We start from the raw sequence: 7427 nt of genomic DNA, 5'->3' as shown, positions 1-7427 counted from the left end.
GGCCCTATCTATCTGCCGAAATGTGTCGTCACACTCAAACCGGCTGCCCCCGATCAATCTTGCTGCTCAAAATGATCGAGGTCGTGGTCTTCTCCACCCCATCCACACTGCCAATCTGATCCAGCAACTGATCGAGCTGCTCCGGCGAATCCGTGCGCAACCACGCCACATAATCAAATTCGCCACTCACCGCACACAACTGCTGCACCTGCGCCATCGCGCTCAACCGGCGCAATACCTCTTTGCCGGAACGCGGCTGCACCTTGATCCCGACATACGCCTGCAACCCGCCATCGACCACGCGCTGCCCCAGACGCACGCCATAACCGGTGATCACCTTGGCCTTCTCCAGCCGCGCCAACCGCGATGTGACGGTGGTCCGCGCAATGCCCAGCTGCCGGGCAAGCATGGCCACGCTTTCGCGGGCGTTGATCTGCAGGGCGGCGATCAGCTGGCGGTCGATTTCGTCGAGGGCGGGTGGGCGGGTGTCGGGCAAGGGTCGGCTCCGTGACTGTCGAGGGCGGATGAGTTTGCATGTTACAGGCACTATCAGCGACACGCTGCTGGCGATGACTGAGCACGTCACTTATGCGTGGAGGCAATTGTTGCGCCAAAACAAACATCAAATATTTGGTTTGACTTGCCGGGCCTATTTATCAAGAATGCCAACAAGAGCGCGAAATCTGCTGCCTTGCAGGGCTTTAGCAGACGTAGGTACCTCAGCGATGCTGCAACATCGGTGTAAGGTGAGACCTCTTCATCCCATTTCCTGAGGATGCAAATATCAGGATTTAAATATCAAGGGCAGCCAAATGGCTGCCCTTTTCTTTGTCTTCAAGAATGTACCGCTTGTACAAAAGATCGCCATGGCGGTGCTTGTTCATTGCTCTTGACGGAGCGTGCATGAAATTCCAGAGGACGTGCCCGTTCCGCACATCGACCACGACGAGCATGTCGTTTTTTGCCTCATAGGCGTTGATGAATGCCAATCGGAAACCGCCATTATCGTAGAGGACTTTCCATACTTCGAATGGTCCCGCCAGCGTGTCGATGGCATGCCGAACATAGCGTTCTCGGGAGTCTGGACGTTTCTCGACGATATGGGCCAGTTTGTCTCGCATGATTGCAACGTTTCCAATAGGCGTGAGGATGGTAACCGCCAATACGGAGTCGTCGAAGAACCCGAAGTGATCCAAGAGGATTTTGAGGGCGCCTTCTGCGTCGTCAGCCCTCTTTATTTCTTCTATTGCGGCTGACCGAAGCTCTCGCGATAACGTTCTCAGATCGGGTAGAGCAAGGTCGATCCAGGTTTGTTGATCGGCTGCTTCCTTTATCAGTGGCGCAGCATTCACAAGCATAAAAACAATCCTGGACGGGCAGTGGCGTCCGGAGATTACTTGTCTGGGGAAACAGTCAACAAGGCGCGGGGAGGGGAGAAAACATAACTTCGGAACATTCCTACAGCCTTCGGGGAGGTCTTCCGAACATTGCGCTCGCAAAGATTGTCCCCTCAACTGATCGCCCAAGAAAAAGCCGCGCATGTAGCGCGGCTTTCAAATGTGGTGGGCCCACACGGACTTGAACCGTGGACCAAAGGATTATGAGTCCTCTGCTCTAACCAACTGAGCTATAGGCCCTCAGTAGGCCGCGGATTATAGCGACGGTTTGGCGGCTGTGCTATCCGAATAATCCGATACGGTTACACGAAGAAACGTTGCGGCGAATTCTTCCGGGGGCAGCGGCAGGCTGACGATGTAGCCCTGGATCTGTTCGCAACCTTCGGCGGCGAGGAATTGTTGCTGGGCCTGGGTCTCGACGCCTTCGGCGATCACGGTGAATTGCATACTCCGGCCCAGAGCGATGATCGCGCGGACAATCGCCGCGTCGTGCGGGTCATCGGGCAGTCCGCGAACAAAGGACTGGTCGATCTTGAGGATGTCCAGCGGCAGGCGTTTGAGGTAACTGAGCGAAGAATAACCGGTGCCGAAGTCGTCGATCGCCAGTTGTACGCCCAAGTGTTTGAGCTGGTGCAGCACCGCCAAGGCCTCCTCGGCCTGGCTCATGATGAAGTTTTCGGTAATTTCCAGTTGCAGTAAATCCGGCTGCAGACGGTTGTCCCTGAGCAGTTGTTCGATGCGTCCGAGCAGATTCGGTTGCCGCAGTTGCGCGCCGGCCAGGTTGACCGACAGCGGGCCAAGGCTGTCGTAGATCTGATTCCACTCGAACATCTGCCGGCAGGCGGTCTCGAGCACCCAATCGCCGATCTGCAGGATCATGCCGTTCTCTTCGGCCAGTGGAATGAAGTGCTCCGGCGGCACTTCGCCGAAGGTCGGGTGACGCCAGCGGATCAGTGCTTCGGCACCGACCAGGCGATGGTCGTCGAGGCTGATTTTCGGTTGGTAGTAGAGGAACAACTCTTCGCGCTCGATGGCCCGGCGCAGTTCGTGCTCCAGTGCCACGCGCTCGCTGGCCTGGGCAGTGAGGTCGCGAGTGTAGCTTTCGACGCGGTTGCGGCCCTTGGCCTTGGAGCGGTACATCGCCGCGTCGGCGTTTTTCACCAAGGTGGCGACATCGCAGCCATCCCGTGGATAGAGGCTGGTGCCGATGCTGGCGCTGATGAAGAACTCGTGCTCACCGGCCTGAAACGGTGCGCCAAAGCAGTTGAGCAGTTTGAATGCGATGTTGTCGGCATCGCTGGCTTGTTGCAGACCCGGCAGCAGAATGATGAATTCATCACCGCCCAGTCGTGCGACGGTGTCGATATCACGCAGTTGTTCTTTCAACCGCACGGCAATGCCTTTGAGCAGCAGATCGCCAACCGGGTGGCCGAGGCTGTCGTTGATGTGTTTGAAACGGTCGAGGTCGAGGAACAGCACCGCGCCCTGACCACCGTTTTCCTGCTGACTGTTCAGCGCGGTGAGCAGGCGACTTTCGAACAGGGTGCGATTCGGCAGGCCGGTGAGCGGGTCGTGGTGCGCCTGATAATCGAGCTTGGCTTGTGCGTGTTTGAGGCTGGAGATATCGGCGAACACCGCAACAAAGTGGGTGATGAACTTGTCGCGGTTGCGTACGGCGCTGATGGTCAGCCAGCTCGGATATAACTCGCCGTTCTTGCGCCGGTTGGAAATCTCGCCCTGCCAGTGTCCCTCAGCAGTCAACTGGTGCCACATTGCCGCGTAAAACGCGCTGTCATGCAGTCCCGAGGCGAGCAGGCGCGGGGTGTGGCCGAGGGCTTCGCTTTCGCTGTAGCCGGTGATTTCGGTGAACGCACGGTTCACCGCGCTGATGTGCTGCTGGGTGTCGGTGATCAACACGCCTTCGGCGGTGCTCTCGAATACAGTGGCTGCCTGCTGCAGTTTTTCCTGCATCAAATGGCGCTCGGTGATGTCCCGGGCGATGGTCAACATGCAGTCTTCTTCGCCGATCGGCAGCGGACGGCTGGACACTTCGCACAGGCGGATCTGCCCGTCGCTGCGACGGATATGGCAGGTGAAATCGCGCACGAAGCCATCGCGGTGCAACAGGTCGAGCATCTGCTTGCGCTCGTTGAGATTGACCCAGATCCCCAGATCCAGCGCCGAGCGATCCACCGACATCGCGCTGTTGAACCCAGTGATTCGGCTGAAACCCTCGTTGACCTCCAGCAGCAGGCCATCGCTCTGACGCGACAGCAACAAGCCGTCCGGCGAGGCGTGAAAGGCCTTGGCGAACTTCTCTTCGGAGGTTTGCAGTTGCTGCTGGGTTTCCTTGAGTTGAGTGATGTCGCGCACGACCACCACCAGCGCCGGAGTGGTGTCGAGGTCGAAGGGTTCGGCCGAGATCAGACCGGTGAATACCTGGCCGTTGTTGCGGCGAAAGGGCATCTCCAGGTTGCGGATACTGCCGGCCTGCAAGCGCTGTAACAGCCCGGGCCCGACCCCGGGGATGCCCCAGATGTTGAGTTCGGTGGCGGTCTGGCCGACGACGTCCTTGGCCTTGAGGCCGATCTGTTCTTCAAAGGCTTCGTTGACCTCCAGCAGACAGCCGTCGGACAACCGCGCGATCACGAGGATATCCGGGCATTGCTGGAACACCGACGCGAACTTCTGCTCCGACAGCCGCAGCGCCTCCTCAGTGCGCTTGGTTTCGCTGATGTCGATCATCAGCCCGCGCATCACAGGCTCGTGGCCATGTTCAATCAGACTGACAATGTCACGCACCCACAGGCAGCGCCCGTCAGCGGTGATCACCCGATAGTCGAGGGTGTGATCGCGTCCGTCGCGTACCGCCTCATCGCAAATGGCCTGGGCGCGGGTCAGGTCGGCGGGGTGAATGATGTTGCGCCAGAAGCCCGGAATCAGCCAGTGCGCCTGTGGATAACCGAGCAGATCTTCGGCATGGGGCGACACATAGCTGTAGGTGAAGTCGCTCATGCGCGCTTCCCAGGCGATGGCCGAAAGGCTCTCCACCAATCCGCGGTAATGATATTCGCTGCTGCGCAATTCCTGTTCGAGGTCGACGCGGCGGGCGATTTCCGAACTCAAGCGGCGATTGATGCGAATGACCACCGCCAGAATGCTGACCAGCAGCAACAGGCCCGGAAGGCCATAGATCAGAAGATCCGACCAGAATGTCCGATGGTCCAGAACATTGCCGACCCAATGTTCCTGAATGCTGCTGATTTCCTCGGGGCTCATGTCCGCGAGGACTTTGTCCAGAATACCCACCAGCATTTTGTTGTCGCGGGGTACGCCCATTGCCAACTGATAGCGATACGGCGTTTCACCGCTGACGTATAAACCGTCGAGCTTGAGCTGGCGCAGGCTCCAGACGCTGGAGGCGAGATCGCCGACCACGGCGTCTACTTCATCGGTGGCCAGTGCCTGCAAGGCCGAACTGACGTTGGGCATGGCCACCAGATTCAGGTCGGGATGGTGGGTGCGCAGGAGTTCGTGGGGGGCGTAGTTTTCCACCACCGCGATCTTCAGACCGTACAGGTCCTCGATTTTGCGCGGCTGAGCGCCGCCGATGTGGGCGAGGATCACGATCGGGAAATCGAGGTAGGGACGGGTAAACGACAGATAGTTCTGGCGCTCCGGCGTGGACATGATCCCCGGTAGCAGGTCGATCTTGCCGGTCTTCACCTGCGCCAGCACTTCGGTCCAGCTCGATGGTTCGATCGGATTGAGTTTGATCGACAGTCGCTGGCGGATCACGTCGATATAGTCGGCGGCCAGGCCTTGATAGCGATTCTGTTCATCGCGGAACTCGAACGGCGGCCACGATGCATCGACACCCAGGCGCAAGTCCGGGTGAGCCGCCAGCCAGCTACGTTCTTCATCGTTCAGAGTCAGCGCGTCAGCCGTTGCGGTCCAGATCATCAGTGACAGCAAGAAAAGCACGGGCGCCAGTCTGGGCATAACCGTCTCGTTATGGCACGGGATTCATTGTTTCGAGTGTAGACGGGGTATGCCGGGGAGGGGCGGTGCGAGGGATTTAATCTGCCGCATAAACAAAACCCCCGGCCTGGGCCGGGGGTTCTGGTATCACTCGTCGAGGAAGGAGCGCAGATGCTCGCTTCGCGTCGGGTGGCGCAGCTTGCGCAGCGCCTTGGCTTCGATCTGACGGATCCGCTCACGCGTTACGTCAAACTGTTTGCCCACTTCTTCGAGTGTGTGGTCGGTGTTCATGTCGATACCGAAGCGCATGCGCAGTACCTTGGCTTCACGGGCAGTGAGGCCGGACAGCACTTCGCGGGTCGCTTCTTTCAGGCTTTCAACGGTTGCAACATCGATTGGCGACTGCATGGTCGAGTCTTCGATGAAGTCACCCAGATGAGAGTCTTCGTCATCACCGATCGGGGTTTCCATGGAGATCGGCTCTTTAGCGATCTTCAATACCTTGCGGATCTTGTCCTCAGGCATTTCCATGCGTTCGCCCAGCTCTTCCGGGGTCGGTTCGCGACCCATTTCCTGCAGCATCTGGCGGGAAATGCGGTTGAGCTTGTTGATCGTCTCGATCATGTGCACCGGAATACGGATGGTGCGGGCCTGGTCGGCGATCGAGCGAGTGATCGCCTGACGGATCCACCAGGTGGCATAAGTCGAGAACTTGTAACCACGACGGTATTCGAACTTGTCCACCGCTTTCATCAGACCGATGTTGCCTTCCTGGATCAGATCGAGGAATTGCAGGCCGCGGTTGGTGTACTTCTTGGCGATCGAGATCACCAGACGCAAGTTGGCTTCAACCATCTCTTTCTTCGCGCGGCGGGCCTTGGCCTCACCGATCGACATGCGACGGTTGATGTCCTTGATTTCAGCGATGGTCAGGCCGGTCTCGGTTTCCAGCGCGATCAGTTTCTGCTGGCAACGGATGATGTCCGGCTGTACGCGACCAATGGCTTCGGCGTATTTGCTCTTGCCTTTGGCCAGGGCGTCGGACCAGCTTTCGTCGACTTCATTGCCCGGGAACTGACGCAGGAAATCGGCGCGAGGCATACGTGCATCACGTACACACAGTTGCATGATCGCGCGCTCTTGCTGACGCAGACGATCCAGGGCGCTGCGAACACGCTCGACCAGGGCTTCGAATTGCTTCGGCACCAGTTTGATCGGCATGAACAGCTCGGCCAGGGCCAGCAACTCGGCAATCGCTGCCTTGTTGTGACGACCGTGCTTTTTCAGGGCCTTGCGGGTGATTTCCATCTGATCGGACACAGCGCCAAAACGCTGGGCCGCGATGACCGGATCCGGACCGCTTTCGGCTTCTTCTTCGTCATCCGAAGATTCGGCGTCATCGTCGTCGGTATCGTCGTCAGCCTTGGCGGCTTTCGCGTCGATCGGCGGTGGCACTTCGGCAGCCGGCGGCGCAATGCCGTCGTCCGGATCGATGTAACCGCTCAACACGTCGGACAGGCGACCACCCTCGGTGGTGACGCGAGTGTACTCGGAGAGAATGTGGTCAACCGTGCCAGGGAAGTGCGCGATCGCGCTCATCACTTCACGGATGCCTTCTTCGATACGTTTGGCGATTTCGATTTCGCCTTCACGAGTCAGAAGCTCGACCGTACCCATTTCACGCATGTACATGCGCACCGGGTCAGTGGTGCGACCGATATCGGTCTCCACCGCTGCCAACGCAGCGGCTGCTTCTTCCGCAGCGGCCTCGTCGGTATCGGCGTCGGCCAACATAAGGGCGTCCGCATCCGGAGCACTCTCGTGTACGGGGATCCCCATGTCGTTAATCATGCGGATGATGTCTTCCACCTGCTCCGGATCTGAAATATCCTCGGGCAGGTGGTCGTTGACCTCGGCGTAAGTCAGATACTTCTGCTCACGACCCAGTTTGATCAACTCAATAATACGAGACTGCTGTTGCGCTTTTCCGGACATAACACCCTATCCACTGAAGGTCTTGGCGGGCAAAAAACAAGCCGAGGATTATAC

The 7427-nt window shown here is 58.5% G+C and carries 4 protein-coding genes and 1 tRNA gene; all 5 read right to left on the bottom strand.

Annotated elements, in window-relative coordinates:
• Nucleotides 1-34: 34 nt before the first annotated feature.
• The 5 genes from V3W27_RS26230 to rpoD all read right to left on the bottom strand — a co-directional run bounded on the left by V3W27_RS26230 (nt 35) and on the right by rpoD (nt 7373).
• Nucleotides 35-496 (bottom strand): Lrp/AsnC family transcriptional regulator, encoded by a 462-nt coding sequence (locus V3W27_RS26230; protein ID WP_007966501.1) that lies wholly within the window; start codon nt 494-496, stop codon nt 35-37.
• A 295-nt stretch (nt 497-791) separates the two neighbouring features.
• Nucleotides 792-1358, bottom strand: coding sequence for a PBECR2 nuclease fold domain-containing protein (locus V3W27_RS26225; protein WP_330207895.1), 567 nt, complete (start codon nt 1356-1358; stop codon nt 792-794).
• 202 nt (nt 1359-1560) lie between these two features.
• Nucleotides 1561-1637: transfer RNA gene (locus V3W27_RS26220), tRNA-Ile, on the bottom strand.
• Between the two features lie 15 nt (nt 1638-1652).
• Entirely contained in the window at nt 1653-5399 is a 3747-nt protein-coding gene (locus V3W27_RS26215) for a bifunctional diguanylate cyclase/phosphodiesterase (RefSeq protein WP_330207894.1), read from the bottom strand.
• Nucleotides 5400-5525: 126 nt separating this feature from the next.
• Nucleotides 5526-7373, bottom strand: coding sequence for an RNA polymerase sigma factor RpoD (gene rpoD, locus V3W27_RS26210; protein ID WP_027610709.1), 1848 nt, complete (start codon nt 7371-7373; stop codon nt 5526-5528).
• Between the last annotated feature and the right edge of the window lie 54 nt (nt 7374-7427).

This window comes from Pseudomonas sp. AM14(2022) (genome assembly GCF_036346455.1).
GTDB lineage: Bacteria > Pseudomonadota > Gammaproteobacteria > Pseudomonadales > Pseudomonadaceae > Aquipseudomonas > Aquipseudomonas putida_A.
Note: the sequence above shows the minus strand (reverse complement) of the source record. Positions and strands in the feature narration are given on the sequence as shown.

Bases quoted from the DNA above. Each gene is read 5' to 3' on its own strand.
- rpoD (WP_027610709.1), bottom strand. From the start codon at position 7,373: ATGTCCGGAAAAGCGCAACAGCAGTCTCGTATTATTGAGTTGATCAAA.
- V3W27_RS26215 (WP_330207894.1), bottom strand. From the start codon at position 5,399: ATGCCCAGACTGGCGCCCGTGCTTTTCTTGCTGTCACTGATGATCTGG.
- V3W27_RS26225 (WP_330207895.1), bottom strand. From the start codon at position 1,358: ATGCTTGTGAATGCTGCGCCACTGATAAAGGAAGCAGCCGATCAACAA.